This window comes from Haliea atlantica (assembly GCF_054779855.1).
Genome location: NZ_BAAGXL010000021.1, coordinates 1 through 25,495, shown reverse-complemented (window position 1 = coordinate 25,495; position 25,495 = coordinate 1). Strand labels below are relative to the sequence as shown.

24 protein-coding genes and 1 pseudogene are annotated in these 25,495 nt (G+C 56.2%); 9 read left to right on the top strand and 16 right to left on the bottom strand.

What is annotated here, in order from left to right; translation table 11 throughout:
* Positions 1–61: 61 nt before the first annotated feature.
* On the bottom strand, positions 62–355 hold the full coding sequence (locus tag ACYVGS_RS14055) for an FmdB family zinc ribbon protein (protein ID WP_460589307.1): 294 nt from the start codon (positions 353–355) through the stop codon (positions 62–64).
* A 183-nt stretch (positions 356–538) separates the two neighbouring features.
* Positions 539–955 carry an HU family DNA-binding protein gene (locus ACYVGS_RS14050; RefSeq protein WP_460589306.1) on the bottom strand — a complete coding sequence of 139 codons (417 nt, stop codon included), beginning with the start codon at positions 953–955 and terminating at the stop codon, positions 539–541.
* 279 nt (positions 956–1,234) lie between these two features.
* Between ACYVGS_RS14050 and ACYVGS_RS14045 the strand changes: the two genes are divergently transcribed.
* Together ACYVGS_RS14045 and ACYVGS_RS14040 are read left to right on the top strand one after the other, a co-directional pair.
* A complete protein-coding gene (locus ACYVGS_RS14045) occupies positions 1,235–2,947 on the top strand; it encodes a proline--tRNA ligase (protein WP_460589305.1) in 1,713 nt (570 codons plus the stop codon).
* Between the two features lie 17 nt (positions 2,948–2,964).
* The gene (locus ACYVGS_RS14040) at positions 2,965–3,561 is read left to right on the top strand and encodes a lysozyme family protein (RefSeq protein ID WP_460589304.1); all 597 of its coding nucleotides are present in this window, start codon (positions 2,965–2,967) and stop codon (positions 3,559–3,561) included.
* A 34-nt stretch (positions 3,562–3,595) separates the two neighbouring features.
* Here the strand turns inward: ACYVGS_RS14040 and ACYVGS_RS14035 are convergent, their stop codons facing one another.
* Complete coding sequence (locus ACYVGS_RS14035) at positions 3,596–4,642, bottom strand: AraC family transcriptional regulator (protein ID WP_460589303.1); 1,047 nt, start codon at positions 4,640–4,642, stop codon at positions 3,596–3,598.
* Between the two features lie 167 nt (positions 4,643–4,809).
* On the opposite strand from ACYVGS_RS14035, the gene ACYVGS_RS14030 reads away from it, so the two are divergent.
* The 5 genes from ACYVGS_RS14030 to ACYVGS_RS14010 all read left to right on the top strand — a co-directional run bounded on the left by ACYVGS_RS14030 (position 4,810) and on the right by ACYVGS_RS14010 (position 9,937).
* Entirely contained in the window at positions 4,810–5,658 is an 849-nt protein-coding gene (locus ACYVGS_RS14030; RefSeq protein WP_460589302.1) for a helix-turn-helix transcriptional regulator, read from the top strand.
* A gap of 176 nt (positions 5,659–5,834) precedes the next feature.
* Positions 5,835–7,178, top strand: a complete 1,344-nt coding sequence (locus tag ACYVGS_RS14025; RefSeq protein WP_460589301.1) for a glutamine synthetase family protein — start codon at positions 5,835–5,837, stop codon at positions 7,176–7,178.
* 114 nt (positions 7,179–7,292) lie between these two features.
* A complete protein-coding gene (locus tag ACYVGS_RS14020) occupies positions 7,293–8,126 on the top strand; it encodes an endonuclease/exonuclease/phosphatase family protein (RefSeq protein ID WP_460589300.1) in 834 nt (277 codons plus the stop codon).
* A 74-nt stretch (positions 8,127–8,200) separates the two neighbouring features.
* Positions 8,201–9,379, top strand: coding sequence for a fatty acid desaturase (locus tag ACYVGS_RS14015; protein WP_460589299.1), 1,179 nt, complete (start codon positions 8,201–8,203; stop codon positions 9,377–9,379).
* A 72-nt stretch (positions 9,380–9,451) separates the two neighbouring features.
* On the top strand, positions 9,452–9,937 hold the full coding sequence (locus ACYVGS_RS14010; RefSeq protein ID WP_460589298.1) for a glutathione peroxidase: 486 nt from the start codon (positions 9,452–9,454) through the stop codon (positions 9,935–9,937).
* Between the two features lie 54 nt (positions 9,938–9,991).
* Here the strand turns inward: ACYVGS_RS14010 and ACYVGS_RS14005 are convergent, their stop codons facing one another.
* Both ACYVGS_RS14005 and ACYVGS_RS14000 read right to left on the bottom strand, forming a co-directional pair.
* A complete protein-coding gene (locus tag ACYVGS_RS14005; RefSeq protein ID WP_460589297.1) occupies positions 9,992–11,575 on the bottom strand; it encodes a peptide chain release factor 3 in 1,584 nt (527 codons plus the stop codon).
* A 256-nt stretch (positions 11,576–11,831) separates the two neighbouring features.
* Positions 11,832–12,479: a LexA family protein gene (locus ACYVGS_RS14000; RefSeq protein WP_000854920.1), complete on the bottom strand. Its 648-nt coding sequence runs from the start codon at positions 12,477–12,479 to the stop codon at positions 11,832–11,834.
* 117 nt (positions 12,480–12,596) lie between these two features.
* On the opposite strand from ACYVGS_RS14000, the gene ACYVGS_RS13995 reads away from it, so the two are divergent.
* Complete coding sequence (locus ACYVGS_RS13995) at positions 12,597–12,809, top strand: transcriptional regulator (protein WP_460589296.1); 213 nt, start codon at positions 12,597–12,599, stop codon at positions 12,807–12,809.
* 59 nt (positions 12,810–12,868) lie between these two features.
* On the opposite strand, the gene istB is transcribed toward ACYVGS_RS13995, so the two are convergent.
* From istB to ACYVGS_RS13940, 11 genes and pseudogenes are all read right to left on the bottom strand, one after another.
* Positions 12,869–13,645 carry an ATP-binding protein gene (gene istB / locus ACYVGS_RS13990; protein WP_460589295.1) on the bottom strand — a complete coding sequence of 259 codons (777 nt, stop codon included), beginning with the start codon at positions 13,643–13,645 and terminating at the stop codon, positions 12,869–12,871.
* Complete coding sequence (gene istA / locus ACYVGS_RS13985; RefSeq protein ID WP_460589294.1) at positions 13,635–15,161, bottom strand: IS21 family transposase; 1,527 nt, start codon at positions 15,159–15,161, stop codon at positions 13,635–13,637. The genes istB and istA (ACYVGS_RS13985) overlap by 11 nt, the downstream gene beginning before the upstream one ends.
* A gap of 82 nt (positions 15,162–15,243) precedes the next feature.
* Positions 15,244–15,651, bottom strand: coding sequence for a hypothetical protein (locus tag ACYVGS_RS13980; RefSeq protein WP_460589293.1), 408 nt, complete (start codon positions 15,649–15,651; stop codon positions 15,244–15,246).
* A gap of 75 nt (positions 15,652–15,726) precedes the next feature.
* Positions 15,727–16,952: pseudogene (locus tag ACYVGS_RS13975) on the bottom strand (IS3 family transposase).
* Positions 16,953–16,996: 44 nt separating this feature from the next.
* Positions 16,997–17,875 carry a PIN domain-containing protein gene (locus ACYVGS_RS13970; protein ID WP_460589292.1) on the bottom strand — a complete coding sequence of 293 codons (879 nt, stop codon included), beginning with the start codon at positions 17,873–17,875 and terminating at the stop codon, positions 16,997–16,999.
* Positions 17,876–18,505: 630 nt separating this feature from the next.
* Positions 18,506–20,353 carry an acyl-CoA synthetase family protein gene (locus tag ACYVGS_RS13965; protein WP_460589291.1) on the bottom strand — a complete coding sequence of 616 codons (1,848 nt, stop codon included), beginning with the start codon at positions 20,351–20,353 and terminating at the stop codon, positions 18,506–18,508.
* 69 nt (positions 20,354–20,422) lie between these two features.
* Positions 20,423–21,244 (bottom strand): FAA hydrolase family protein, encoded by an 822-nt coding sequence (locus ACYVGS_RS13960; RefSeq protein ID WP_460589290.1) that lies wholly within the window; start codon positions 21,242–21,244, stop codon positions 20,423–20,425.
* Entirely contained in the window at positions 21,217–22,320 is a 1,104-nt protein-coding gene (locus ACYVGS_RS13955) for an NAD(P)-dependent alcohol dehydrogenase (protein ID WP_460589289.1), read from the bottom strand. The genes ACYVGS_RS13960 and ACYVGS_RS13955 overlap by 28 nt, the downstream gene beginning before the upstream one ends.
* A 157-nt stretch (positions 22,321–22,477) precedes the next feature.
* On the bottom strand, positions 22,478–22,987 hold the full coding sequence (locus ACYVGS_RS13950; RefSeq protein WP_460589288.1) for a fatty acid desaturase family protein: 510 nt from the start codon (positions 22,985–22,987) through the stop codon (positions 22,478–22,480).
* Positions 22,988–23,048: 61 nt separating this feature from the next.
* The gene (locus ACYVGS_RS13945; RefSeq protein WP_460589287.1) at positions 23,049–23,708 is read right to left on the bottom strand and encodes a VOC family protein; all 660 of its coding nucleotides are present in this window, start codon (positions 23,706–23,708) and stop codon (positions 23,049–23,051) included.
* Positions 23,709–23,795: 87 nt separating this feature from the next.
* Positions 23,796–23,912: a hypothetical protein gene (locus tag ACYVGS_RS13940; protein WP_460589326.1), complete on the bottom strand. Its 117-nt coding sequence runs from the start codon at positions 23,910–23,912 to the stop codon at positions 23,796–23,798.
* A gap of 352 nt (positions 23,913–24,264) precedes the next feature.
* On the opposite strand from ACYVGS_RS13940, the gene istA (ACYVGS_RS13935) reads away from it, so the two are divergent.
* Positions 24,265–25,446, top strand: coding sequence for an IS21 family transposase (gene istA, locus ACYVGS_RS13935; protein WP_460589286.1), 1,182 nt, complete (start codon positions 24,265–24,267; stop codon positions 25,444–25,446).
* Positions 25,447–25,495 lie beyond the last annotated feature (49 nt).

Here is a 25,495-nt window from a genome sequence, read left to right as displayed (position 1 = left end):
AATTTGGATCCATCAGTTGTCGGTGTGACCCCGCACCGACTGGCGCGGGGTTCGGGGGGTGTCAGGCGCTGGCGGCTTCCGCACCCTTGCTGCCCGCGCTGGATGCAGAGGCAGTGGCGGGCTTGCTCTCAGAGCTGCCCGTGGCCGCGTCACCAGCGAGGTTTTTCTTGGAGCCGCTCTTGAAGTCGGTCTCGTACCAGCCACCGCCTTTCAGGCGAAAGGCCGCGGCAGACACCTTCTTTTTCAACGCGGGCTGCCCGCAGGCGGGACAATCCACCAGCGGTGCATCACTGATCTTCTGCAGGGCTTCATGAAGATGCTCGCAGGCCTGGCACTGGTACTCGTAAATGGGCATGGGTCTCTCGCCTCCCGTGGACAAGAAAAACAGGGCGCGGATTTTACCCCATGGCCGGTATCAGGCCAAGACGAGAGAAACGACCGGCCGCGGGACGGCCGGGCTGCCGCCTCAGGGTATCCCGAGGACACCCCGGCGGGCTTGGGAGGCACCACCGGCGCAGGGCACCGGTGGCACGCCGCATCAGGAGGCGGCGAAGTCCTTCATTTTCTTCAGCGGGCGAACCTTGACCGCCACGCTGGCCGGCTTGGCCGCAAAGGTGGTCTCTTCGCCAGTGAAGGGGTTGATGCCCTTGCGCGCCTTGCGAGCGGGCTTTTTCACCGTGGTGATCTTGAACATGCCCGGCAGGGTGAACTCGCCCACGGCACGCTTCTTGATGCTGCGCTCCACCAGGGATTCCAGCTCGCTCAGCACGTCGTTGACCTGCTTCTTGGTCAGCTCGGTACTCTCCGCCAGGCTGGCGACGATCTGGGTCTTGGTCATTTTCTCCTTGATCAGCGGAGCCGCCTTCTTCTTGGCCGGAGCCGCCTTGGTAGCGGCTTTCTTCGCCGGCGCCTTCTTGGCGGGCGCTTTCTTCGCTGCTGCTTTCTTGGTAGCCATGGATATCCAACCTTCCTTTGTGTGCTTGAATTGAGGGAGACGCTTCCAAGCCCGTCTGCAAGCTTCCGCCGACGCGGAACCGCCCTTGCCTGCAGGCTCCTGCCCTGTATAAAACAGGGAAAGCTGCAATACAAGCAGTTTCGCGGCCGCTGGGGCAAATTACCCGAGCCAGCGCGACCGCTACGGTACCAGGCAGGCGAAACACCGGCTTGCGCTGTACCGGGCCTGGCTGGGGACGTAAAATGCCCCTCTGTCCAATAAACGGAATGTCAGCCTGCCATGCGCACCAGCCAGTACCTGCTCAGTACCCAGAAGGAAACCCCCGCCGATGCCGAAGTGATCAGCCACCAGCTGATGTTGCGGGCCGGGTTGATCCGCAAGCTGGCCGCCGGCCTCTACACCTGGCTGCCACTGGGCCTGCGCGTGCTGCGCAAGGTAGAGCGCGTGGTCCGGGAGGAGATGGATGCCAGTGGCGCGATCGAGGTCAGCATGCCGGTGGTACAGCCCGCCGAGCTGTGGCAGGAGTCCGGACGCTGGGAGCAATACGGGCCTGAACTCCTGCGCATACAGGACCGCCACCAGCGGGACTTCTGCCTGGGCCCGACCCACGAGGAGGTGATCACCGACCTGGTGCGCAACGAGGTCAGGAGCTACAAGCAGTTGCCCGTGAACCTCTACCAGATCCAGACCAAGGTGCGCGATGAAATCCGTCCGCGCTTCGGCATCATGCGCGGCCGCGAGTTCCTGATGAAAGACGCCTACTCCTTTCACCTCGATCAGGCCTCCCTGGAGGAGACCTATCAGGTCATGCACCAGGCCTATAGCAAGATCTTCACCCGCCTGGGGCTCGAGTTCCGGCCGGTGATCGCCGACAATGGCAGCATCGGCGGCAGCGGTTCCCACGAATTCCATGTTCTGGCCGGTTCCGGCGAGGACGCCATCGCCTTCAGTGACAGCAGTGACTACGCCGCCAATGTCGAGATGGCCGAGGCACTGCCACCGGCGGGCGAGCGCCCCGCCCCCGGCGAAACCCTGGCGGAAATCCCCACGCCGGGCATCCGCACCATCGAGGCGCTTGCTGCGCAACTGGGTGTACCTGCCAGCCGCACGCTGAAGACCCTGATCGTCGCAGGAGAGGAGCCCGACTCGCTGGTGGCCCTGGTATTGCGCGGCGACCACCAGTTGAACAGCGTGAAAGCAGAAAAACTGCCCGGTGTGGCCAACCCCCTGCGCATGGCCAGCGAGGAGGAAGTGCGCGCGGCCTGTGGCGCCGGCTTTGGCTCACTCGGGCCGGTGGGGCTGTCACTGCCGGTGATCGCCGACCGCAGCGCCGCGCTGCTGGCGGACTTCAGCTGCGGCGCCAACCGCGACGACATGCACCTGACCGGCGTCAACTGGGAGCGCGACTGCCCCCTGCCCCAGGTCGAGGATATCCGCGAGGTGGTCGAGGGGGACCCCAGCCCCGACGGCCAGGGCACGCTGCTGATCCGCCGCGGCATCGAAGTCGGGCACATCTTCCAGCTCGGACGCAAATACAGCGAGGCCATGCAGGCTTCCGTCCTCGACGAGCAGGGCAAGAGCGTGCTGATGACCATGGGCTGCTACGGTATCGGCGTCAGCCGCATCGTCGCCGCTGCGATCGAGCAAAACCACGATGACAACGGCATCATCTGGCCCGATGCCATGGCGCCCTTCCAGCTGGCGATCGTGCCCATCAACATGAACAAGTCTCCCGCCGTCGCCGAGTGTGCCGAGTCCCTTTACCGCAAACTCACCGCCGCCGGCGTCGAAGTATTGCTGGACGATCGCAATGAGCGCCCGGGGGTGAAATTTGCCGACATGGAGCTGATCGGCATTCCCCATCGGCTGGTGATCGGCGAGCGCACCCTCGCGGACGGCAAGCTGGAGTACAAGGGGCGTCGCGACGAGTCCGCGGAAATGATCAGCCGCGACGCCGCGGTGGACGAGCTGCTGCGGCGCCTGGGTCGCTGACGCCGGAGATCGGCAGCGTGAACCTGCGGAGGCGCCGCGCCATCTGCCTCGGGGTGGCCGCGCTCCTGCTGCCATCGCTGCTCGCCGCACAGCCCGAGGACCCCGCTGAACGTGCCGCGCTGCGCGCGTTCCTGGACCGCACCATCAACCGCGCCGACAGCTTCACCGACCGCTACGATGCCGAGGTCTGGCTGGTGGACATGTCGACGCGGCTCGAGCGATTCGTCGACACCCCGGAACTCCGCCTCGGCCTGCTGCGCATGATTCACGCCGCGGCCACCCGCGCCAACCTGCCCCCGGAACTGGTCCTTGCGGTGATCGAGGTGGAGAGCCATTTTGACCGCTTCGCCATTTCCCGGGTGGGCGCCCAGGGCATGATGCAGGTCATGCCCTTCTGGAAGAACGAGATCGGCCGCCGCGAGGACAACCTCACCGACAACCGCACCAACCTGGAGTACGGTTGTCGCATCCTGCAGTTCTACTTGCAGCGGGAAGATGGCGACCTGCACCGGGCGCTAGCCGCCTACAACGGCAGTTCCGGCAGCCGGCGCTACAGCAACAAGGTCTATCGCGCCTGGGATCAACACTGGCGCACCGGCCCCCTGCCCTGGTGAAGGCGCTGGCCGCGCGTGTAGCGTCGCCCCGGGATCAGCGAAACTGGCCCGGCGAGCGACCGGTCCAGCGCCGGAACGAACGGTGGAAAGCGCTCGGATCACTGAAACCCAGGCGCTCCGCCACCGTCACCGCGGACAGGCGCTGATCCCGCAGCAGACCGATAGCAATGTCACGCCGGGCAGTATCCTTGATGCGCTGGTATGACGTGCCCTCCTTCTCCAGACGGCGACGCAGCGTACGGGCGGACATCCCCAGCAGTCGTGTCAGCTCCTCAAAACTCGGCAGCGGGCGGGTAAAATCCCCCCCCAGCAGGCGGCGGATGCGAGCGGCGGTACTCTGATAACCGGCCTCCGGTGCCACCAGCATGTACCACGGCGCCAGGGGCAGAAAGTCCATCAGATCCGCCTCGCTGCGCAGGATGGGCGCCTCGAGGTGGCGGGCACTGAAGGTCACGGAGTTGGTGTTGGCGTTGAAGGACACCGGGCAGGGCATGAAGTGACGCAACGCCGCGGTGCGTCCCGGTTCGGGCCCGGCACAGCTGGCTTCCAGCACGTCGATTTCCTGGCCGATCAGCCAGCTGCAAAAGCGCAACCAGAGGCCGAGTCCAGCCAGCATCCGGTGCTCGTGGCGCGGAGCGATCCCCTGACCGAGGTAGGTCAGGGTCGCAGTCCGGCCGCTGGTATCGATCTGCAACTGGTTCTCGCGCGGCCGATGACGTCTGGCCCGGCAACAGGCGTTGAAGGCGGTCGCCCGCTGCATCGCCACGCCAAGCTGGCTGGCACCGAGCATGCTGATGGCAACCAGGCGCAGCGTACCCGGCGGGGTCGGCGCGTCCGGCATGCTACCCAGGGTTTCATCCCGCAGCTCGCGGAACAGCAGCGCCAGCAGACGACTGTATTGCTGGGGCGTGACACGACGCACCTGGGCCTGCCCGCACAGGGGGTCCCAGGCGAACCCGGCCCGCCAGAGCAGCCCGTCGCGCACCAGGCCGCGCCGCGACAGGCCCTGGAACAGGCCTCGCGTGTAGCTGGTGGGCACCGCGTCCCCGGCGCCCGCCTCGAGTAGTAAGGACCTCGTCATGATCAGCGGCTCCGCGCATCCAGAGTGGCAGTATAGCGCCGGCGCGCCGGGAAACCCATTTGACAAGCCGACCCGCCCTGCACAAACTGGAACCACCGGGCCGCTAGAGCCCGGCACGCGGTCGCAGCCGGGCGCGCGGCACGCAAGGGGTGGGGCAAGCACAACACATGACCGATATCCAGCAGATCAGCAAGTGGAACCGCGACCTGTCGCGCGCGATTGGCGCGCTGGGAAGCGAGGCCTTCTTCCCCCGCTTGATCGAGGCCATTCGCGGTCAGGTGCCCTTCGACTACCCGCAGGTCTGGCTCTATCACAAGGACCTGCCGCCCCAGGTGCTCTACCACGAGATTCCCGCCAGCGCCGTGGCGGCGCAGATCGACTACTACCTGGAAGGCCCCTACCGGGAAGACCCCTTTTTCCAGACCTCGATGCAGCAACCGCGGGCCAGGATCTACCGCCTGGGCCGTGTCGCGGGCAAGCTCGAGGACTCCCGCTACTACCAGGAATACTATGCGGACACGGGCACCGTGGATGAAGCCATCTACCTGTCACAGCTGCGGGCGGGCAATGTCATCAACCTGTGCATGATGCGCCTGCCCCAGCGCGGCCCCTTTTCCGAGGAGGAGTACCAGACCCTCTACCTGCTGGCCGACCCGGTCTCCGAACTGATTCGCAGCCACAGCGAGCACGACGACTTCGCCGTGACCCACCTGATCCAGCCGGGCCTGGATCACCAGATCGACCTGGCCTTTCGCACCTTCGGCACCGCCTTCCTCTCGCCCCGGGAAAAGGACGTGCTGGAACTGATGCTGCGGGGCTATGGCACCGACATCACCGCCCAGCGCCTGGGCATCGCCCTTGAAACCGTGCGCCGGCACCGCAAGAGCATCTACCGCAAGCTGGACGTCAGCTCCCAGACCGACCTGTTTGCACTGTTCATCAATTCCCTCTCCTGTCTCGGGGAAGCGGCGGGGCGCGACCCCCTGACCATCTACATGGGGCCCGCCGACCAGTAAGCCCAAGCGCGGCGCGGCGATTCCCGGCGAGCGCGACCTTACCGCCCGATGCTATAGGGGAATCTCTCCGTATTCCGCCGAGAGATGCACTACGCCAAGCTGGCCCAGCTGGGGTATTGTGCCCTGCCGGCAAATCCTGCAAAGTCCGCCAAACCCCCAGTATGTACGGTGCCCGAATGTCCCTGGAAGCCGACTGGTTCTTGCGGGCCCACCCCGAAATCACCACAGTCGAAGCCCTGCTGCCGGATTGCAACGGCGTCCTGCGCGGCAAATGGCTACCGCGCCACAAACTGACCAAGATTTTCGACGGCGAGCTCAAACTCCCCAAAACCGCACTCTCCCTGGACATCTGGGGACGGGATGTGGAGGAACTGGTATTCGCGTCCGGCGACGCCGATGGTATCTGTCGGCCCGTCGAGGGCTCCCTGCTGTCGACCCCCTGGTCACCCGGCGGCCAGCATGGCCAGGTGCTGTTGTCCATGTACGACGCGGACGGTACGCCCTACCTGGGGGACCCGCGGCACGTGCTTGGCCAGGTGCTGAGCCGCTACCAGGACGCCGGCTGGACCCCAGTCATGGCAGCGGAGCTGGAATTCAGCCTGGTGCACTGGGATCAGACCCTGCCCCGGCACACCTGCCACGCATCCCCTGGCGGCGAGCCTGTGGGCGGCAACATGTACGGCCTGGACATCCTCAACCAGCACGGACCCATGATGGAGGAACTGCGCCTGGCCTGCGAACTGCAGGATCTGCCCTTCGATGGGGTGGTCAAGGAATCGGCCCCGTCGCAGTACGAGATCAACCTGCAGCATGTTGCCGACCCGGCCCTGGGAGCGCGCCAGATCCTGATGATGAAGCGCCTGATCAAGGGTGTCGCGCACAAGCACGGACTGGTCGCCAGCTTCATGCCCAAGCCCTTTGAGGACCAGGCCGGCAATGGCATGCATGTGCACTGCAGTGTGCTGGACGCCCAGGGGCGGAATATCTTTGACGACGGCAGCGAGCGCGGCACCCCCCTGCTTCACCAGGCCATCGCCGGCTGCCTCCAGCACATGTCCGACTCGATGATCATCTTTGCCCCCGGCTTCAACAGCTACCGACGCTTCCAGGCCGGCAGCCACGCGCCCACCTACCCCAGCTGGGGCTACGAGAACCGCACGGTCGCCGTCCGGGTACCCGCGGGTTCCCACGCCGCCCGCCGGCTGGAACACCGTGTGGCGGGTGCCGACAGCAACCCCTACCTGCTCTATGCCGTCATCCTGGCCGCCATGCTCGACGGCATCGAACAACAGGCCGACCCCGGCGCACCGGTTCGCGGCGACGGCTACTCTCAGAAACGGGGCTCACTGCCGGTCTACATGCACGATGCCCTGCAGCGCTTTCGCCATTCCGACTTCATTCACGACGGCCTCGGGGGCGAACTGCAGCGGATATTTACCTTGACCAAGGAACAGGAGGTGGACGAGTTCCGGCGCCGCATCACCCTGCTGGAATACCAGTCCTACCTGGAACGCATCTAGGCCCGGCGGGAACTTCCAGGTAGCGGAACACTCCAAAGCCACACCGCTTGGCGACGCCCTCGCATCCGGGCACACTGTGCCACCTTACTGACAGCAGGACAGCCACCACCACCCATGCCCCTACCGCGAAAACACAGCGCCTTCCTCGCCGGCCTCGTTCTGGTCACGGGCGCCACTCTGGGTGCGGGCCTCTGGCCGGAATCCTCCCCGGCGGGCGCAGACCCGGCCGCCTGCGCCCGACAACTGAGCGCCCCCCCCGGAGATGCCGGAACCAGCCTGGCAAGCGAGTTCGAGGTTCTCAGTTGGAACCTGCAGAAGGCCAGCCAGACCGATTGGCGCCGGGACCTGGCAAGCCTCGGCGAGGGTATCGAGCTGACCTTCCTGCAGGAAGCCACCACGGAGGCCGCGATTGCCGACGTGCTGCCAGGACGGGCGGGGACGGCCTTTGCCCCCGGCTATGAGAGCGAGAACCTGCACACCGGCGTAATGACACTGAGTCAGGTGGCTCCCCTGGTGGAGTGCGACCTGCAGACCATGGAGCCCTGGCTGGGTACACCGAAGGCAATGGCCGTCACCCAGTACCCCCTGGCCGGGCGCGACGAGCGCCTGCTGGCGATCAACATTCACGCGGTGAATTTCGCCCTGGGCCTCGAGGATTACCAGGGACAGCTGGCACAACTCGACGCGCTGCTGAACAGCCACGGCGGGCCCGCGGTGGTGGCCGGCGACTTCAACACCTGGCGCCAGGCACGCCAGCTGGCCCTGCTCGAGTTGATGCAGCGCCACGGCCTGCGCGGCCTCGATTTCGAACCGGACCACCGCAGCACCTTCTTGGGTCAGGCGGTGGACCACATCTTTATTCGCGGCCTGGAAGCGAGCGCACCGCGTGCCGTCCCGGTGACGAGCTCCGATCACAATCCGCTGCTGGTCAGCCTGCGACTGCCCTGACAAGACTTTTGCCCGGCCAGCGGTTAACATGCTCCCCGTTTCGATCGTTTTTCAACCAGAGTTGTACCTCGCCCATGACAAACCCTGCTAGCAAGCCGCCCCTGATCCCGGTTAACGCGGTGATCTTCGCCGGCTTCCCGATTCTCGCCCTGATCCTGGTCCCCCTGTGGGGCTTCTACCAGGGCTTTTCCGGCGCCCAGTGGCTGTGGGCCCTGGTTTTCCTCTATCTCAATGGCCTGTCGATCACCGCCGGTTATCACCGCCTGTGGGCCCACAATGCCTACGATGCCCACCCGGCCCTGAAGTGGTTCTTTGCCCTCTGGGGCGCCGGTGCCCTGCAGAACAGCATTCTGATCTGGGCTTCCGACCACCGCCGCCACCACCGTCACGTGGACGACAATGAGCGCGACCCCTATTCCGCCGGGCGCGGCCTCTGGTTCAGCCACATGGGCTGGATCCTGCGCAACTACCCGAGTGGCGACAACGATTTCAGCAACGCCCGCGACCTGCAGCGCGACCCCGTGGTGATGTTCCAGCACCGCCACTACGTGCTGCTGACGACCGTCATGAACCTCGGCCTGCCGGTGCTGCTGGGCTGGTGGCTGGGCGACATCATCGGCACGGTGCTGCTGGTCGGCCTGCTGCGGCTGGTGGTCAACCACCACTTCACCTTCTTCATCAACTCCCTCGCCCACTTCTGGGGCTCGCGCCCCTACACCGAGGAGAACAGTGCCCGGGACAACCCCGTGCTGGCCTTCCTCACCTACGGCGAGGGCTACCACAACTACCACCACCTGTTTCAGAACGACTACCGCAACGGCATCCGCTGGTACCACTGGGATCCCACCAAGTGGCTGATCAGTGGCTGCGCCCGGGTCGGGCTGGCGAGCCGGCTGCAGCGGGTCCCCGATTTCCGTATCCAGCGCGCCATCCTCGACACCCAGTTTGCCCGCGCCCGGCGCGCCCTCGAGGCCCAGGAAGCCAATGAGGGCCTGCGCAGTGTCCTCGAACGCGAGTACCAGCTGTTCACCGAGTCGGTCAATCAGTGGAAGGCCCTGCAGGCCGAACGCTACGACCGCAAGAAAAGTGAACTGGGGGATGCCCTCGAGGCACGCCGACAGCAGCTGCTGGACCGGTGGGAGCACGCCGCCTTGCGCACCCGCCTGCAGGAACTGGAATACTCACTGAAGATGCAGCGCAAGCGGCTGGGGCTGCTGTTGCAACAGGTGCAGCTCACCCCGCAACCCGCCTGACCCCGAGGCAGTAGCTCTGCCACACCACCCGGGTGTGGCAGGGTCGCCGATAACAACAAGTCCGGAGGCACCATGAGCGCTGTTTACGATTTCGTCTGCAAGACCGGTCAGGGGGCCGAGCAGTCCCTGGCGGATTACCGCGGCAAGGTATTGCTGATCGTCAACACCGCCTCCAAGTGCGGCTTCACGCCGCAGTTTGCCGGCCTGGAACAGCTCTACCAGCAATACCGGGAGCGCGGCCTGGTGATCCTGGGCTTCCCCTGCAATCAGTTCGGCAAGCAGGACCCGGGCAGCAATGCGGAAATCCAGGAGTTCTGCCAGCTCAACTACGGCGTCAGCTTCCCCATGTTCGGCAAGATCGCGGTCAACGGCGGCGATGCCGACCCGCTGTTTCGCCACCTGAAGAAGGCGGCACCCGGCGCTCTCGGCCTGGAGGGCATCAAGTGGAACTTCACCAAATTCCTGGTCGATCGCGACGGCGAGGTGGTAAAGCGCTATGCCCCCACCACCAAGCCGGAAGATATCGCCACTGACATCGAGGCGCTGCTGACGGCTTAGGCCTTCCCTGGGCGCACGGTCGGAAACGGATGCTGCGAGCGCGAAGCTCCGGCTTCAGTGCTCGCGGGTGGCACGGAAGCGGATATCCGGCCAGCGCTCCTCCATCAGTGCCAGATTGACGCGAGTGGGCGCCAGGTAGGTCAGGTGGCCACCGCCGTCGATGGACAGCTGATCCGCGGCCTTCCTGCGGAACTCCTCCAGCTTGCGCGGATCCTCGCAGTCGACCCAGCGCGCGGTGTAGACACTCACCGGTTCGTACAGGGCCTCCACCTTGTACTCGTCCTTCAGGCGATAGGCCACCACATCAAACTGCAGCTGCCCCACCGCGCCGACAATCAGCTCGGAGGAGTTCAGCGGCGCGAACACCTGGGTGGAACCCTCCTCCGAGAGCTGCTGCAGGCCGCGCTGCAACTGCTTGGACTTCATCGGGTCGCGCAGCCGGATACGCCGGAACAGCTCCGGGGCGAAGTGGGGAATGCCGGTAAACTGCAGCTCCTCGCCCTCGGTGAAGGTATCGCCAATCTGGATGGTGCCGTGGTTGTGCAGGCCGATGATGTCACCGGCAAAAGCCTCTTCCACCAGGGCCCTGTCCCCCGCCTTGAAGTTCACCGCGTCGGCGATACGCACGTCCTTGCCGATGCGCACATGGCGCATCTTCATGCCTTTATCGTAGCGGCCCGAGCAGATGCGCAGGAAAGCAATGCGATCGCGATGCTTCGGGTCCATGTTGGCCTGGATCTTGAAAACAAAGCCGCTGAAGGCGGTTTCCGCAGCGTTCACCTGACGCTGGGCCGCTTCCCGGCCCAGGGGCGCCGGGGCCCACTCGACGAAGTCGTTGAGCATCTCCCGCACGCCAAAGTTTCCAAGCGCCGTGCCGAAAAACACCGGGCTCAGGCGACCCGCCAGAAAATCCTCCAGGTCAAAGGTATGACTGGCACCGCGCACCAGCTCGATTTCCTCCAGGAAATCCTCGTACTCGTCATCCAGCAGGGCCCGGGCCTCGTCGCTGTCCAGGCCCTGGATGCGACGGTCCTCCGGCAGCACGCTGCCCTGCCCCGGCGTGTAGCAGTGGATGGTATCGGTATACAGGTTGTAGACGCCCTTGAGATGGCGCCCCATGCCGATGGGCCAGTTGATCGGTGCGCCCTGGATGTCCAGGACCTCCTCGATCTCGTCCAGCAGCTCGATGGGGTCGCGGATATCCCGGTCGAGCTTGTTGACGAAGCTGAAGATGGGCGTGTCCCGCAGGCGGCAGACGTTCATCAGCTTGATGGTGCGGTCCTCCACGCCCTTGGCGCCGTCGATCACCATCAGTGCCGAGTCCACCGCGGTCAGCGTGCGGTAGGTATCCTCGGAGAAGTCCTCGTGGCCGGGGGTATCCAGCAGGTTGACTACCCGCTCGTTCCAGGGAAACTGCATGACCGAGGAGGTCACCGAGATACCCCGCTCCTGCTCCATGCTCATCCAGTCCGAGGTGGCATGGGGGCCACGCTTGCCCTTCACACTGCCGGCGACCTGGATCGCCTGCCCGAGTAGCAGCAGCTTTTCCGTAATCGTCGTCTTGCCCGCGTCCGGGTGTGAGATGATAGCAAAGGTCCTTCGCTTATTGATTTCATTAAGAAAATCTTGGTTTGCCATGTATAAATTCTTTTAGTTTGTACACGGATTTGTACACACTTTTGGAAGTACTCTCTTTTCAGTTCTTCGCTTGTCAAATCCGTCGTGTTAATCGTAATTGGCCGCTATTTTCGCTGATCTTGACTTTATAAACAATCAATGGTTATCTAATCGGTTACCATTTACTCTCAGCGTGCGCCAATGCTCAGTTGTAGCTGTTTGCAATCGTTGCTTCTTCAGCTCATGAACAACTGTGGCTAAACCACAAATTCCTTCGCTACCAGAAATCGATGATAGCTTGTCGTACTACACCGATGATGGTGCAGTTGCCGTTGATCGGTATTGCAGGGTATTGCGGGTTCAAAGGTTTTAGGTACTTCTGTTCACCATCAATAACTAACTGCTTAAAGGTTGCTTCTTTCGAATCATCCAAACGCGCAACAACCAATGAACCTGAAGAGTACGGTAACTCAGGATCAACAACGATCACTGCCCCCTCAGGTATGGATTTTTTTCCGCTTGGATTTTCCATACTGTCGCCTTTTACGCGAAGTGCGAAACAACCCTCATGTGCTTTCCCAGTGACTTCACGCCACTCCTCAGCATCTTCATGGGCAAATCCCTCCGCTATTTCAGTCCAATCACCGGCCTGAACCCAGTTAATGAGAGGAATTCTTCCCTTAATATCAGGTCCGACTTCTACATTACCGACCCCCAAGCCAATCTCGCCATCACCTGTGGCGAGCCAATGAGCATTCACGCGAAGCGCCTCCGCGATCTGCATGGTGTAACGAGACCTAGCCGATTTACCAGAGCAAATCTGGCTGATCGACTGCTGTTTGATACCAATGCGACGAGCCAACTCAGACTGAGTTACCCCAGTAAGCTGCAAGGCATGGTTTAGTCGTTCGGATAAAGTTTTCATAAGCCCGCATTCTACAAATAAAACTGTAGTCTTTCAACAATTTTAACTGTTGACTTATCTACAGTTAAAACTGTAACATTCAATCTTGTAACAGTTATTATTGTAACAGGAGACGGTATGGAAGTGTTCAAAACGACACAAAAACATCTCCGCCGTGCCATTGACTTGGTCGGCGGGCAATCAGCATTAGCAAGAGCCATCAACTCAAAACAGCAAAACGTCTGGTTTTGGTTGAATAAATCAGGGCGTGTTCCCGCTGAATTCGTTTTACCCATCGAACAAGCTACGCAAGGACAGGTAACCCGATCTCAGTTAAGACCGGACTGTTGATTTGCACTTAAAACTGACCCGGGATTTGCATCTAATGTTGACCCACCCCGAACGCCAGATTATGGCGTAGATTTCAGTTTCCTGCCTCTGTCTCCACGCTCCTGTGTCGTGGAGTGTTTTAACCGATAGCTGTCGTTTCCCGTTTCCAAGATATGGCAGTGATGAGTAAGCCGATCCAGCAAGGCTGTCGTCATTTTCTCGTCACCGAACACGGCAGACCATTCTGCGAAGCTGAGGTTGGTGGTTATGATGATGCTGGTACGTTCGTAGAGTTTGCTGATCAGGTGGAACAGCAAAGCGCCACCTGCCTGGCTAAAGGGCAGATACCCCAGTTCATCCAGGATCACCAGATCGGTATGTGTCAGTCGATTGGCAATGCGCCCTTGCTGGTTCGCGGCCTGCTCCTGCTCCAGCGCATTGACCAGTTCGATCGTCGATAGGAACCGTACTCGTTGCCGATGGTGCTGGATGGCCTGTACTCCGATGGCTGTCGCCAGATGCGTCTTACCAGTGCCGGGACCGCCGACCAGTACCACGTTCTGCGCGTCTTCCAGGAACTGGCAGCGGTGGAGTGACTTCACCAGTGCTTCATCGGCGGGGGATTGAGCAAAGTCGAAGCCGGTAAGGTCACGGTACGCCGGGAACCTGGCCACTTTCATCTGGTAATTGATCGAGCGGACATCGCGCTCTGACGACTCTGCCTTGAGCAGCATCTCCAACACAGGGATGGCCTGATGGTATGCCGGCGAAGATTGCTCAGCCAGTGTACCGATGGCATCGGCCATACCGTGGAGCTTGAGCGTTTTCAGGGTGCTGATCATTGCGTCAGGATTCATGGCTTACACTCCTTAGTTGGTCGTAGCGGGCGGTATCAGCGGTCGGCTCAGTTATCAGCTTGAGTGCCGGCGGCGGGGTTAATGCCTTCGGGCGCTCCGGCGCTTCCAACCGGCTCAGGCAGTTCAGTACGTGCTGCTTGGAGGGTTCGCCAGCTTCCAGTGCCAGGATCACCGCCTGCTCTACAAGGTGCTCATCGTGGAGCAAGACCAGGGCAAGGATGTCGACGATTTCCCGGTCACCACCGGGCCGCTTGATCAGGCGGGTTCGCAGCTGCCGGAAGCACTCTGGGAGTTCCAGGAAGGGCGCGCCATTGCGCAGTGATCCTGGTTTGCGCTGCGCCACAGACAGGTAGTGGCGCCAGTCGAAGACGGTTTGCCCCGGAGAGCTTTTATCCCGGTTGAACACACGCTCGTGCTCAGCAACGATCTGGGCTTCAGCCACAATGACCACCCGCTGCGGATAGACCCTGAGGCTGACTACCCGATTGGCGAAGCTGGCCGGGACGCTGTAACGGTTGTGCTCGAAGGTCATCAGGCAAGTCGATGAGATGCGTTTGGCATATTCGGTGAAGCCATCAAAGGCCGACGGCACCGGCATCAGTTCGGACTGCTCATCTGCCCAGCATTCAGCGAGCGAACGTGACTTGAGGATGGGGTGCGCGGTTTCCTGCCAGAGTTCTCGGCAGCGCTGCTGCAGCCAGTTGTTCAGGTCCTGGAGACTGCCGAACGGAGGGGTGTCGTACCACAGACCATGGCGGGCATCGAGAACGGCTTTCTCGACCTGGCCCTTTTCCCAACCGGAGGCCGGGTTGCAGAACTCCGGTTCGAACAAGTAATGGCCCACCATGGCATAAAAGCGCTTGTTGATCTGCCGTTGTTTACCGCGGCCCACCTTGTCCACGGCAGTCTTCATATTGTCGTAGATACCCCGCTCCGGTATCCCGCCGAAGGCGACAAATGCGTGGTAGTGGGCGTCAAAGAGCATCTCGTGTGACTGCGTCAGGTAGGCGCGGAGGAAGAAGGCCCGGCTGTAGCTGAGCTTGAAGTGCGCAATCTGCAATTTGGTGTTAACGCCGCTGATCTTGACCCAGTCTTCACTCCAGTCGAACTGGAACGCTTCTCCGGGAGAGAACTGGAGGGGAACGTAGGCCTGCTTGGTCGCTAGCAACCGGGCATCCTGCTGTTCCTGGCGCCATTGCCGTGCAAAGGCGGCCACCCGGTCGTATGAGCCGGTGTAGCCGAGGGTGAGCAGATCCCGATATAGCTGCTTGATGGTACGCCGCTGCTTGCGGTGCCGGCGCGACTCCCGGAATAACCAGTTGGTTAGGGTATCTTCGTAATCATCCAGCTTGCTCGGCGACCTGCGCGACGGGTAAGCCGGCTCCAGGGTGCCGCTGGCGAGGTACTTGCGTACCGTGTTTCTGGACAACCCGGTGCGGCGGGCGATCTCTCTTATTGGCACCTGGTCTCGCAGGTGCCAACGCCGAATTACACTGACTAAAGCCACGTCTATCACTCCGTTTCACCCCTGCTGAAGACTCAACAGGGAAGAGTTATACGTGGGTCAAAATTCGATGCAATTCCGGGGGGTTAGTGGGTCAATTTTGGATGCAAATCAACAGCTTGCGATATTTCAGCTCATCCAAATCGATCAAATCATCAAGGGTCACGAGATTTGCGCATTTTTGCAAGATAAGACTAGAACTGCTCTCCCCTCGAAGATTAGCAGCGGTGAGTACCGCATCAACCCTAAAAGGTGCTTCGATCCAAGGATCCAACCAAGCTACAAATTTATATTCATATTCTGAACCGTGCCTGAAATCCTCGCAGCCGATTCGCACATAACAGGAGCGCTTCACTTCATCCTCGACGACTACCTCGTGCTTCCCAGGTGGAGAATTTACTCTGGGAATATTTGAATGGAAATCTGGCCCAAACATGTTAAGTGGCCGGGGGCGTGGAGCCGACGGGCCCGTAGGAGCTACCAGAATAAGTTTACTATTCATCCACCCACCGGTGGCAGTAAGTTCTATAAGCAACGATTCGGCTTGTGTACCGCCCGCAATTGATCGGACACCCATTTAGGAAGCCATTTTCAGCTTCCGCTCCCACTCTCCGCGCACCTGATCAGGCGTGCGGTAGCCGTGTCGCTGCAGGATCCAGTTCGCATTGTAACGGTCCCGGAAAGCGTACAGCGCAGCTCGGAGTGCCTCAGCGTCCCTGAACTCTCGCAGCCACAGTAGTTGCTCCTTGAGCGTCCGGAAGAAGCGCTCGATCACGCCATTGCCCTCCGGGCTTCTGACAAAGCTCGGCGACGAGGTGATGCCGAGAAACTCAATCTCCCGCTGATAATCACGACTCACAAACTGACTGCCGTGGTCGTGACGCAGAAGCAGGCCTGTCGCCACCTGGTTCTCGTAGGTGCCGTAGATTCGCTTCACTGCCTGCCGGATGGGCTCCAGAGCTTCGTGCCTGGAACCATACTTGGCGGCATGAATGCCAAGGCATTCTCCCGTGTAATGGTCCACGGTCGCGAAGACCGTGACTTGCCCCTGCTCCAGCGTCCAGGCTGCCGTGGCGTCAGTCCCCCACATCACGTTCGGAGCGATTGGGATAATCGTCCCATCATGCGATCGCGGGCCGCGAGGGCGCCCCGTGCGGGTTGGTGCCAATAAATTGTGCTCGCCCATCAGACGGCGGACACGCTCCTTGTCGGCCCGGATACCTCGGAAGCGCAGTCGCGCCCACACCTTGCGGTAACCCTCTCCATAGAACGTCGTTCTCGGCGCCTCTGCCAGAATTGCGCGGATGGCACTCAGCAGTACCTCGTCCGACACGATGGGCTTACAGCCCCTACGGGAAACGGCACGACCACTCTGTGCACGGCGACGGCGCCAATCATAAGCCGTTGACCGCGGCAGACTCCAAACCCTGCATACACGAGACCATCCATAGCGACGCTTCGTGGAAATCGAGCTGGCCTCGCTCAACGCTTCGACTTCCTCAAGTGAAAAGGGACGCCATTCTCCAGGCGAGCGATCTTCTCGTAGAGCAGGTCACTATCCATGACCAGCTCACCGACCTTGGCCTTGAGTTGGCGATTCTCGGCCTCCAGCTGCCGCTCCTTGGCCGATTCACCCTCCTGGAAAGCTGCCGCACCGCCCTCAAGAAATGCTTCCTTCCAGGCTGTCAGCACATGAGCAGGCTGGCCTGTCGCCCGGCTCACCTCCTCGAGTGGCTCACCCTTCAGCAAGGCTACAGCAACTTCCGCCTTCCGCTTGCTGTTCCAGCGTTTGTACTTCTTCATCCTCACCTCCAATTGCAACAAAATAAGCAATCAAAGGTGTCCAATCAATTGCCGGGGCAGTCCACTTGCACTTGGCCCACATTTCTCAAAATAATGGAAATCTCAACTTGATTGTAGAGAAGCTCCATTTTCTTATCTAACTGATTAACAAAGCGCGGCAACTGATGGTCTAACCATTCGTCGTATCGGTCATCTAATGTGTAGTCATAGTTAAAGTCACCAATAATTCGGGTGCTATATCCATTCTGCTGTTCCTGCCTTGGGCTTTGTTTTCTAATCCGATCTAAAATCGCATCCTGCTCACTGTCAGAAAGGCTATTAACGCGAAGTACATCAACAGAAGAGTCTGCATAACTCCATTCCAATAGCAATTCAGGCTGACTTATTTTTAGTGCAGCTATTTCCTTTTCAAGAGCAGCCACCTTACGTTCAGCAGTTGTTATCTCCTTTGGACGCAGCCAATTTTCACCGATATGATAAATTTCGACACCATGCCGTCGCGCTAAATCCAACGGCCGTATATCCTGACTGACAAATACTTTTCGAACAGGCTCAGCCGCCTCGGTGTGTAAAATCTCGGCAATGATACGTGCATCAGCCTCAGATTGGTCGAGTTCGGGAAAATCGTGCCAGCTGATCGCAGAACATCTAGCGAGTGCAACATCAACCCTTGGAAACGGAGAAGATCTTACTGTCGTAACCTCTTCCAAGCCCAAAAGCGGACGAAGAAGATTGTTGAATCGACGAGCATGATTACCTAGGCGCCCATCATTTTTCTTGCTATCCACCTCACGTAAAACGGTGGGAGTCAACATGACTAGGACTGGACCTGACTTGTCAATTTCAAACCAAGGGAGCTGTCTCAGATCAAGACACTCCAATACCACGTTGGTGTCGATGAAAACTAACGTTTTGTAATCCATTCCCAATGCCCCATATATGCCACTTTTTGACCAGAGAACATGATAAAGGAAATTTCTGACATCGCACCACAAACACGTAATCATCAATATATGGACGAGTCTGAAGCTTTAAGCATGGCTTGAGAAAGTACCATGCTTAGCTACTAGGAGTTACAAGTAATCCTAGAAAAAGTTTAACCAACTTATTACAAAATGTAGCTGAAATTCCTAACTGCGTTATCGTCTAACCACAATGCTGAATAACGTAGAACATTTCTGTACGAGCATGGAATATGTCTATTCTGCATATTCCATGGGCAGGCACTCCACAACATCCCATCAAGGTAATCATCTATCAATATCGCGATGGCTTTACTCTTCAGTTTTAAACTGAGGAGTAAACTCCTACACATGTAATTCATGTACATCCTTTCACTATCATATGGCTACATAGAAAAAGAATTTCAGCAAAGCTGACTGTGTCGATGTGCCTTCACAAACAAACTAGTGACTCTTGATATATATGTAGAACATACATATCAAGCCTTACGGTGATGGTCATCGATCTGATAAGCGTATACGAAATGCCAATTCCAAAATAAAGCCGGAGCTAACAAGATTGAAACGGTCTCTATGAATCACGTAACTAATTTATCCAATTAATAACGCAATTTCATCGAGAATAACCGGATCATCAATTGTCGCAGGTACATTAAACTCTTCTTTATCTGCAATTCTTTGTAACGTTGCGCGGAGTATTTTACCTGACCGCGTTTTTGGCAACCGCTTTACAACAATTGCTCTTTTGAAGAATGCTACTGGCCCTATTTCATCGCGAATTCTAGAAACAACTTCAGCAACAATATCATTATCCGCTCGCAGTGTTCCTGAATTTAGAACTAGCAATCCTAACGGTATCTGCCCTTTCATTTCATCCTTAATTCCAAACACTGCGCATTCTGCAACATCTGGATGTTTAGAAATTACTTCTTCCATCTGACCAGTCGATAAGCGATGACCAGCTACGTTGATAACATCATCGGTACGACTCATAATGTAAACGTAACCGTCTTTGTCTATATATCCCGCATCGCCAGCACTGTAGTAACCTGGGTATTCAGAGAGATATTTATCGATAAAGCCAGTGTCATTTTTCCATAAGCTCGGCAATGTTCCAGGCGGTAAGGGCAATCGAATGGCAAGTGATCCCATTCCTCCGCGCTCAGCTTCGCTACCGTCCTCAGCCAACACCACCACATCAAAACCTGGCACGGGCTTACCAGAAGACCCGTACTTTACTGGCAATAACTCAATACCAATGCAATTTGCGACTGCAGGCCAACCTAATTCTGTTTGCCACCAGTGGTCTATAACAGGAATATCTAGTTGCTTCTCGGCCCACTGTATAGTGTCTGAATCTGCACGCTCGCCAGCCAAAAATAAGTGTTTAAGACTCGAAAGATTGAAATTCTGAGGCCCCTCTCCAGCAGGATCTTGCTGTTTGATTGCCCTTATTGCAGTTGGGGCTGTAAACATAGCCTTAACTTTATGGCGCTCTATTAATCTCCAGTAAGTAGCGGCATCTGGCGTTCCAACTGGCTTACCTTCAAACATCAATGCAGTGGCGCCGCGAATGAGTGGCCCATACACAATGTATGAATGCCCCACCACCCAACCTATATCAGAAGCTGCCCAAAACACGTCACCTGGATTAATTCCATAGATATTTTCAAGACTCCAGTTCATCGCAACCATATGGCCGCCATTATCTCTAACTACGCCCTTAGGATTTCCTGTGGTACCAGAGGTATAAATAATATAGAGTGGATCAGTAGACTTGAGCGGTACACAATCGCATAAATCACCGGTTTCCTCTACGTCACTCCAGTTGAGATCTCGATGCTCTATCATCACCGCCTCTAACTGTGGCCGCTGTAAAATTATGCAATGCTCAGGTTTATGCGTAGCGCGTTGTATCGCCTCATCAAGCAGAGGCTTGTACGCAACAAATCGGTTAGGCTCAATACCACAAGAAGCCGAAATCACAAGTTTTGGCAGGCAATCATCAATTCGTGAAGCAAGCTCATTAGCAGCAAATCCACCGAAGACTACCGAATGAATCGCACCGATTCTTGCGCAAGCCTGCATTGCAACTGCTGCCTCAGGAACCATAGGCATATATATTATAACTCGGTCTCCCTTGCCAACCCCCAGCTCCTTAAGCGCACCGGCAAATCGACTAACTCTATTTAATAGTGTGCTGTACGATATATACTCAATGGTATCCGTAACCGGACTGTCGTAGATAATAGCCGTTTGTTCACCACGACCATCATGAACGTGCCTATCTAAACTGTTGTAGCAGGTATTACATTCACCATCACTAAACCATTGATAGAGCGGCGCTTGACTCTCGTCAAGCGTAATCGATGGTTCCTTAAACCAGTCTATTGATTTAGCCGCCTCGCACCACATATTAATGTTTTGCCATTTATCCATTTTTATTTTCCAATTCAATATTAATCAATAGCATGCAATTCACACTTAACATAGATATTCTGGGAAATTTCAGCTAACAAAATTCAAGCTCAACCCACCAATACCGCTAATCTCTAGCGACATTTGATCACCAACTGAAACCGGCTCGAGAGGGACTAGCGACCCAGACAGAATAATATCGCCTTGATAAAGACTGATTCCGTACTCTCCTAAAGTATTTGCAAGCCACGCAACACATGTTAAAGGATTGCCCATTGCCTCTATCCCGCGCCCCTCACTAATGGCGTTGCCATTTTTGTAAACGCGCATATTGCAATTCACAAGATCTACTTCCCTAGGATCAATCCGGCACTTCTGATTGACGGCAAACAGCCCACATGAGGCGTTATCGGCTATAGTGTCTTGAATCTTTATTTTCCAGTTATGAATTCTGGAATCAACAATCTCAAAGCACGGCATTACCCACGCCGTTGCATTAAGAACATCTGTTTCATTGATCCCCGGTCCTACCAAGTCACTTTTCAATACAAATGCGATCTCACCTTCCGCGCGCGGAGCAATCATATTTGATATTCGCGCTTCAGTTTCACACTGCATTTGGTTAGTTAGAAAGCCAAAATCTGGTTGTGCAACATTCAACATATCTTGAACTGCTTGACTGGTAACGCCAATCTTTTTTCCTATGACCCGCTCTCCGTCTAGTTCACGCTTTCTAAGCAAATGGAGCGAAATTTTATAGGCGTCATCTATACTTACTTCCGGATAGCGGTCTGTTATAGGAGGTACTGCCTTACCGCCCTTAAGGGCTGCGTACAGTTCATCGCCGACACTTTCTATATAATTTGTCATACACAAACCCATTCCTAAATCAAACAAATTGCCTTTATACATTTACCACCATGCTGGGCGGCAACAGCTTCGTTGATTTTTTCAAATGGAAATTTTTGACACAACTTATCGAACGGGAATTTATTATCTAAATATAAGTCGACTAATGTAGGGATGAATTCCTGAGGATCTGCATCGCCCTCACAAATCCCTTTCACTTTTATACCTTTTAATATCATCGTAAGAATATCAAAGCTGGCCGCACTGGCTTCAGGCTTCGGCATTCCCACCAGACCTAGCGTGCCACTAAGCCCCATCGCATTAAAAACGCTAGAAATAACTGGCTGAATACCACTAGTATCAAGCGCATAATCAAAGCCGCTGGCAGCTATCGCCAACAACGCTTCACTGAGATTTTCTATTTCCAGCGGATCAAGAACATGAGTAGCGCCTAATTCTAGTGCTAAATCCCTTCGATTCTGATGTGGTTCAATAATTACGATTGGATTACAGCCCTGGACAACGGCACCCAAAACCGCACTCAAGCCCACAGCCCCCCCACCCGATATCACTATCGATGACCCTGCTTTACAGGAAAAAGCTCGCATGATTGCACCTGCACCCGTTTGGATGCCACATCCCAGCGGACCAAGGAGATCCAAGGGTGCATCATTTCTAACCTTTACAACATTATCCTCGTACGCTAAGGCAAAATTAGCAAAGGAAGACTGGCCAAAAAAGTGGCCCGATATCCTCTTCCCACCAGAAGACAACGCGGAGCTACCATCAGCACGTCCACCCGACATATTTAGAGGTGCAAAGCTCTCACAATAACTGTAATTATCTCTGCTACAACTTCGACAAATCCCGCAATGCGAGTAAGATAAAACGACATGGTCACCAGGCTTAACAGAACGCACTTCACTACCAACCTTTTCTACAATACCCGCCCCTTCGTGCCCAAGAACGGCTGGCAGTGGTATAGGGAGCTGCTGATCTCGCGCGACAATATCAGTATGGCAAATTCCAACACCAACTATTCTTACTAATACCTCATTTTTTCTAGGTTCCTCCATCTGGAGGCTTTCGATAGAAAAATCTTTACCAGCTTCTCGCACAACTGCAGCATTGATTTCCATAATAAATCCTAGTTACGTAAAGTTTAATTAACAATAATAAAATCTTACTCTAGATATAAAAAAGCGACTTGTAACACCAAATTTATAACTTAATATTAAAGTCGCAAGCTGGGTGAAGTTTCAACACAACTAATTAATCACTCTAAAACTTAACTTTCTAACGACATGCAAACTGATATTGACCGCGCCTTGCAGTATCACCATCTTTATTGGTCCCTACATCAATATGATGCCCAACCACATGCGCTATGTCCCGAGTGGGATCCATATAGAACACCTGAAAACACAATCCAAAATTTCTTAAAAAAGAATCTCTGCGATGGAACATTTCATGGAAAGCAGGTATACCTACGATAGTTGCTGTCCAACCTGTAGAAATCACAGCGCCAATTGTATTAAAGGCCGTTAAACCACCTTCACCCACTCGCATAGATAATAGAAAATAGGCGGATGCAGCCAGTATCGAAGTAATAACTACTGGAACGTAGGCTAGCCACATTATTTTGATATTTCGTGTTCTTAAATCTCTGGGGAGAATTGCATCACCCAACGCTAAAGCAGGTAACGTTGCTAATCCTAGCCAGACATATCCTCCCCCTAAAACCAGACCAACAACACTTACCAATATTGTCAGCGGGGAAAGGTAATATATTATGTAATCTTTCATTATTATCACCAAATTCTATTTATCATTAATCACATAAGAAATATTATTATTTGATTAAAAATTAAAGTTCGACATCCAATCCCATTCCGGACGCCTCAATTTGGTGTCCAAAAACATCATTCTCGTGGTATTGCTGCTGCGATGACGCCACCACGCCACCCCACCCCAACTCCATCAACCATCCAGAAGGCGTTGCCGAATAGAAAGTTAAAGCCTGATCATTTGCATGTTTTCCAAGATTAAGCGCAACATCAATTTTCTTTGTACGAATAATGTCATGGGCCATACCTAAGTCATCAAGAGAACGGTATTCGATCATGAAATGATTTAGTAGTTTTTGGCTTGGAACTCCGAATGCAATAGAATGCTGTCGATTATTGCAATGCATGAATATTGGCTTCGCCACTCCATCAGGGGTTTTCAAGTGATACTCGATTGACCCACTCAAGCCCAGAAGCTCATAGAACTTATATGACGCAATTGGATCGTCACTTGCTACGAGCGCATGCCCCATCCCCATATCATCGGTAACAAACCCACTATGCATTCGACGACCAGGGTAAAGCGGCAGATGACCATCAACCTGTGGACCGTAAAATATTTCCGTTGGAACACCCGCTGGATCCCGGGTCTTAATCAACCCCAGAACACGCCGCTCTTTGGCCTCAGCCGAACTTCCTACCTTATAGGCTATTCCCGCCTCTGAAAGCTTAACCGCCATAGCACTTAACTCAGCTGCGCCAGCTACTCTCCAACCCAAATAGGCGAGGTCATCCTCACTACCGACACGCAATTCTATACGGTGATGTCAATAGTCCATCCTTAGATAGAATGTATCGGCAACTTCGCTTTCCAGCAGCTCCATACCAAGGCAACTCGTAGCATAACTTTTCCAAGCATCAGCATCCGAAATACTCAAACCCATATACCCAAGCTCAGTTACCTTTGCCATACACGTCTCACTCACTATTATTAATTATCGTCGTCTTCATTTAACTCAAAACAACATCTGCTTAAGCTCTTACAAATGCTAGCATGCCAGTTTGGCGCCTGTCAAACTTCCTAAAGTTATGATTCCGACCTCACGCTAAGTTAGAATTTTCATACCACTAACCTGCCACTGGGATTGGGATTGGGATTGCTGTTCGGCGACAATTAGGATGACCGGTTGACGACAACTATCTTGGCCGGTTGGGTGTAACGTTCGGTACTTTGATTTTCCCTTGGAGAACAGCGTGCCGGGATTACATATCACCCAACGACAAGAGGAGCTGTACATGCAGCATCGACAACGTGGTATCACCCAAGAAACTGCAGCCGCGAAGGCAAATATTTCCGTCCGTTCAGGCCGTAGAATCGAGAAAGACCCAATCCACCATCCACCTGAGCGCCATTGGCGCACCCGCGAAGATCCGCTGGAGGCGGTCTGGGAGCGTGAGCTTGTGGTGTTACTCGAACGCGAGCCGAGCCTTACTGGACTGACGCTGTTGGGGTATTTGCAAGAGCACTACCCCGAGCACTACGATCAACGTGTATTGAGAACGTTGCAGCGACGGGTAAAGCAATGGCGTGCGCTGTCCGGCCCCGACAAAGAGGTGATGTTTCGCCAGCAAGCGGTGATAGGGCAGCAAGGGTTTTCCGATTTCACCCACCCCGATGACGCGGTTACCCTTGCGGGTCAGGCCTTTCCCCACTTGCTCTACCAGTTTCGTCTTGCTTATAGCGGCTGGCGCTCAGTCACAATTGTACAAGGCGGCGAAAGCTACGCAGCGTTAGCCTGTGGTTTACAGCGCGCACTGCAACAAGCAGGCGGCAGCCCGGTTGAGCATCGCACCGACAGCCTCAGTGCAGCACGCAACAATACCCAGAATATATGGACAGATGCATACCGCGATTTGTGTGATCATTATCGTATGCAGCCCACCCGCAATAACCCTGGCCAGTCGCATGAAAACGGTGTTGTAGAATGCGCCAACGGTTCGTTGAAACATCGCTTGTCACAACAGTTTAAGCTGCGTGGCAATCACGATTTCGAGTGCATTGCGGCGTACCAATACTGGATCGACAAAACTGTAGCCAAGCTCAATCAGCGGGTTCGTTCGCGGTTTGCCGATGAACAAGCTGCACTGAGTCCACTGCCAGATCAACCTTCTGTTGACTATCAAGTTTTGTCAGTTCGGGTCACTCGCTCTGCTACGATTGAGGTTCGGCGGGTGGTTTACTCAGTACCCTCACGACTCGTCGGCGAGCGTCTGCAACTACGCTTGCACCACGACAAGCTCATGCTCTATGTCGGACAAACCTACGCGCTCACTTTGCCGCGTGTTTATCCAAAACCGGGCGAGCAGCGTGCACACCGCATTGATTACAAACATGTGATTCGGGCTTTAGCATCCAAGCCTCAAGCCTTCCGCTACTCAAGCTTACGAGACGATTTGCTGCCTAACGAGGGGTCCTAGGGATTTTGCCTCCAAATACTGCAAAAACCTCCGAAGCCCCCGTGTTTGC

Bases quoted from the DNA above. Each gene is read 5' to 3' on its own strand.
- ACYVGS_RS14055 (WP_460589307.1), bottom strand. From the start codon at position 355: ATGCCCATTTACGAGTACCAGTGCCAGGCCTGCGAGCATCTTCATGAA.
- ACYVGS_RS14050 (WP_460589306.1), bottom strand. From the start codon at position 955: ATGGCTACCAAGAAAGCAGCAGCGAAGAAAGCGCCCGCCAAGAAGGCG.
- ACYVGS_RS14045 (WP_460589305.1), top strand. From the start codon at position 1,235: ATGCGCACCAGCCAGTACCTGCTCAGTACCCAGAAGGAAACCCCCGCC.
- ACYVGS_RS14035 (WP_460589303.1), bottom strand. From the start codon at position 4,642: ATGACGAGGTCCTTACTACTCGAGGCGGGCGCCGGGGACGCGGTGCCC.
- ACYVGS_RS14030 (WP_460589302.1), top strand. From the start codon at position 4,810: ATGACCGATATCCAGCAGATCAGCAAGTGGAACCGCGACCTGTCGCGC.
- ACYVGS_RS14025 (WP_460589301.1), top strand. From the start codon at position 5,835: ATGTCCCTGGAAGCCGACTGGTTCTTGCGGGCCCACCCCGAAATCACC.
- ACYVGS_RS14020 (WP_460589300.1), top strand. From the start codon at position 7,293: ATGCCCCTACCGCGAAAACACAGCGCCTTCCTCGCCGGCCTCGTTCTG.
- ACYVGS_RS14015 (WP_460589299.1), top strand. From the start codon at position 8,201: ATGACAAACCCTGCTAGCAAGCCGCCCCTGATCCCGGTTAACGCGGTG.
- ACYVGS_RS14010 (WP_460589298.1), top strand. From the start codon at position 9,452: ATGAGCGCTGTTTACGATTTCGTCTGCAAGACCGGTCAGGGGGCCGAG.
- ACYVGS_RS14005 (WP_460589297.1), bottom strand. From the start codon at position 11,575: ATGGCAAACCAAGATTTTCTTAATGAAATCAATAAGCGAAGGACCTTT.
- ACYVGS_RS14000 (WP_000854920.1), bottom strand. From the start codon at position 12,479: ATGAAAACTTTATCCGAACGACTAAACCATGCCTTGCAGCTTACTGGG.
- ACYVGS_RS13995 (WP_460589296.1), top strand. From the start codon at position 12,597: ATGGAAGTGTTCAAAACGACACAAAAACATCTCCGCCGTGCCATTGAC.
- istB (WP_460589295.1), bottom strand. From the start codon at position 13,645: ATGAATCCTGACGCAATGATCAGCACCCTGAAAACGCTCAAGCTCCAC.
- ACYVGS_RS13980 (WP_460589293.1), bottom strand. From the start codon at position 15,651: ATGAATAGTAAACTTATTCTGGTAGCTCCTACGGGCCCGTCGGCTCCA.
- ACYVGS_RS13970 (WP_460589292.1), bottom strand. From the start codon at position 17,875: ATGGATTACAAAACGTTAGTTTTCATCGACACCAACGTGGTATTGGAG.
- ACYVGS_RS13965 (WP_460589291.1), bottom strand. From the start codon at position 20,353: ATGGATAAATGGCAAAACATTAATATGTGGTGCGAGGCGGCTAAATCA.
- ACYVGS_RS13960 (WP_460589290.1), bottom strand. From the start codon at position 21,244: ATGTATAAAGGCAATTTGTTTGATTTAGGAATGGGTTTGTGTATGACA.
- ACYVGS_RS13955 (WP_460589289.1), bottom strand. From the start codon at position 22,320: ATGGAAATCAATGCTGCAGTTGTGCGAGAAGCTGGTAAAGATTTTTCT.
- ACYVGS_RS13950 (WP_460589288.1), bottom strand. From the start codon at position 22,987: ATGAAAGATTACATAATATATTACCTTTCCCCGCTGACAATATTGGTA.
- ACYVGS_RS13945 (WP_460589287.1), bottom strand. From the start codon at position 23,708: ATGGCGGTTAAGCTTTCAGAGGCGGGAATAGCCTATAAGGTAGGAAGT.
- ACYVGS_RS13940 (WP_460589326.1), bottom strand. From the start codon at position 23,912: ATGGGTTTGAGTATTTCGGATGCTGATGCTTGGAAAAGTTATGCTACG.
- istA (WP_460589286.1), top strand. From the start codon at position 24,265: ATGCAGCATCGACAACGTGGTATCACCCAAGAAACTGCAGCCGCGAAG.